The sequence below is a fragment of the Caulobacter sp. P1_B12_2 genome, assembly GCF_056406675.1.
Genome location: NZ_JBFTZS010000648.1, coordinates 1 through 1,816, shown reverse-complemented (window position 1 = coordinate 1,816; position 1,816 = coordinate 1). Strand labels below are relative to the sequence as shown.

The following is a 1,816-nucleotide window of genomic DNA, read 5'->3' as shown; positions in this document are numbered from 1 at the left end:
GATGTTCTCGCGCGAGAGCTCCAGCGGCAATTCGCGGCTGTGGACGGTGGACATAACCGGCCGGATCCTGCGCCCCGCCGCCTACCAGGGCGCGGCCTCCGACCCGGCCTGGTCGCCGCTTCTGGACTGATCCACACGACTTTTGGACAGCCTTCGTCATAGAGTTTCGCTGATGACTATATCGCCAGACGAAGTCCCCCTTGTCATGGTGTGGGGAATTGTATCGTGCTTGGGCCTCGTTTTCGCTATTTTTGGGAAACCTTTGTTTCTTTGGGTAGTAAAAATAAGCAAGTACAATATCCTGATCTCAAAATCGCAACTCCGTCTTATGGAGAATGATAAGTTCATCTCTGTGATGCGAGTGTTCTTTTTTGTGGGATCTGTTGCGATGATTTTGTGTTTGCTTTTTGAAGTTGTTGCCACCTGAAAACTGTATGTCGAGCTTGGGAAGCAGTTTCACCTAGACCCCTGAGCGTGTGACTCGTTGGAAGCCGACGCGACAATCCACACCACTTTCACGCAACCTCTGCCGTAAAGGCGCGTTGCCTATGAGTCGTTCATCCGACGTTCACGCGTCAGGTGAAACCACGTGGGCGTGCGACATTCTGACGCCATTGTGAGGTGCAAGGTACGTTTTGGCGCGGCGCCACGAAGGCTTCACGCGCTACAACTATCAACCTTGGCCGTGGACTTGAGGAGAAACTGGATGAGCTTCGACACCCAACGCGTCGCTAGACTGGCGATGATCGGTCTGGCGGCCGCATCGCTCGCCGCCTGTGCTTCGCGGCCGAAGCCGGCGGGCCCGCAGGCTCCGACGCAGCAGCCGTCGCAACCCACCACTCCGCCCTACACYCCGCCGCAGACCCCGCAGTCGCCGCCGAAYCAGGGCCCGCTGCCCGGCACCGTGCAGGACTTCGTGATCAACATCGGCGAGCGGATCTATTTCGACACCGACAGCTACGAGGTCCGCAGCGACGCCCAGCCCACGCTGAGCGCTCAAGCCCAATGGCTGAACCGCTATCCGGCCGTGCGCGTGCGCATCGAAGGCAACGCCGACGAACGCGGCACCCGCGAATACAACCTCGCCCTGGGCGCCCGCCGCGCCAACGCCGTCCGCGAATTCCTGGTCGGCCAAGGCGTCTCGGGCTCGCGCATCGAAAGCCTGTCGTACGGCAAGGAACGCCCGATCGACGCCGGCACGAACGAAGACGCCTGGGCCAAGAACCGCAACGCCCGCACCGCCATCACCGACGGCGCGCGATAAGACCTCAAGCGCCCTTCCTCGCAACCCGGGGGAGGGCGCGAACCTTTGCTGTCATCCCGGACAAGGCCCCCAGGGCCGCCGGTCCGGGAGCGCCGGAAGCGCCTGCGTTCACGCGTCGGTCCCGGATCTTCACGCTTCGCGTTCGTCCGGGATGACAAACTTTATCGGGCTGGCTTTAGTGGCCGCACTTTTGTCGCAACCGGGGCATAATCGCCGACATGAAGCTGAACGCCGCCCTGCTCGCCTCCGTCCTGGCCTTGACCGCCGTCCCGGCCCTGACCTCGGTCGCCCTGCCCTCGATGGCCCTGGCCCAGACCGCCATGCCCGATCCGCTGGACGACCGTTCGGTCAAGCGGCTGGACAAGATGGAGAAGGTGGTGCGCGAACTGCGCGCGATCGTCTTCCAGGGGCGCGACACCGGCAAGCCAGTCGTCGTCCAGGCCGCCGAGACCGACGCCCAGATCGCGGCCCTGTCGGAAAAGCTGGCCGATCTCGAACAGACCCTGACCAAGCTGAACGGCCAGAACGAGACCCTGACCCACGACCTGGACC

At 62.5% G+C, this 1,816-nt stretch carries 2 protein-coding genes and 1 pseudogene; all 3 read left to right on the top strand.

The annotated features are described in order from the left end of the window. The coding region (locus AC1DZ6_RS24465) for a hypothetical protein (protein ID WP_477099700.1) at nt 1-130 on the top strand (130 nt) is incomplete at its 5' end. 561 nt (nt 131-691) lie between these two features. Then, a complete protein-coding gene (gene pal / locus AC1DZ6_RS24460; RefSeq protein WP_477099699.1) occupies nt 692-1,264 on the top strand; it encodes a peptidoglycan-associated lipoprotein Pal in 573 nt (190 codons plus the stop codon). A 218-nt stretch (nt 1,265-1,482) separates the two neighbouring features. Then, nucleotides 1,483-1,816: pseudogene (locus AC1DZ6_RS24455) on the top strand (tol-pal system protein YbgF); the annotation flags it as partial.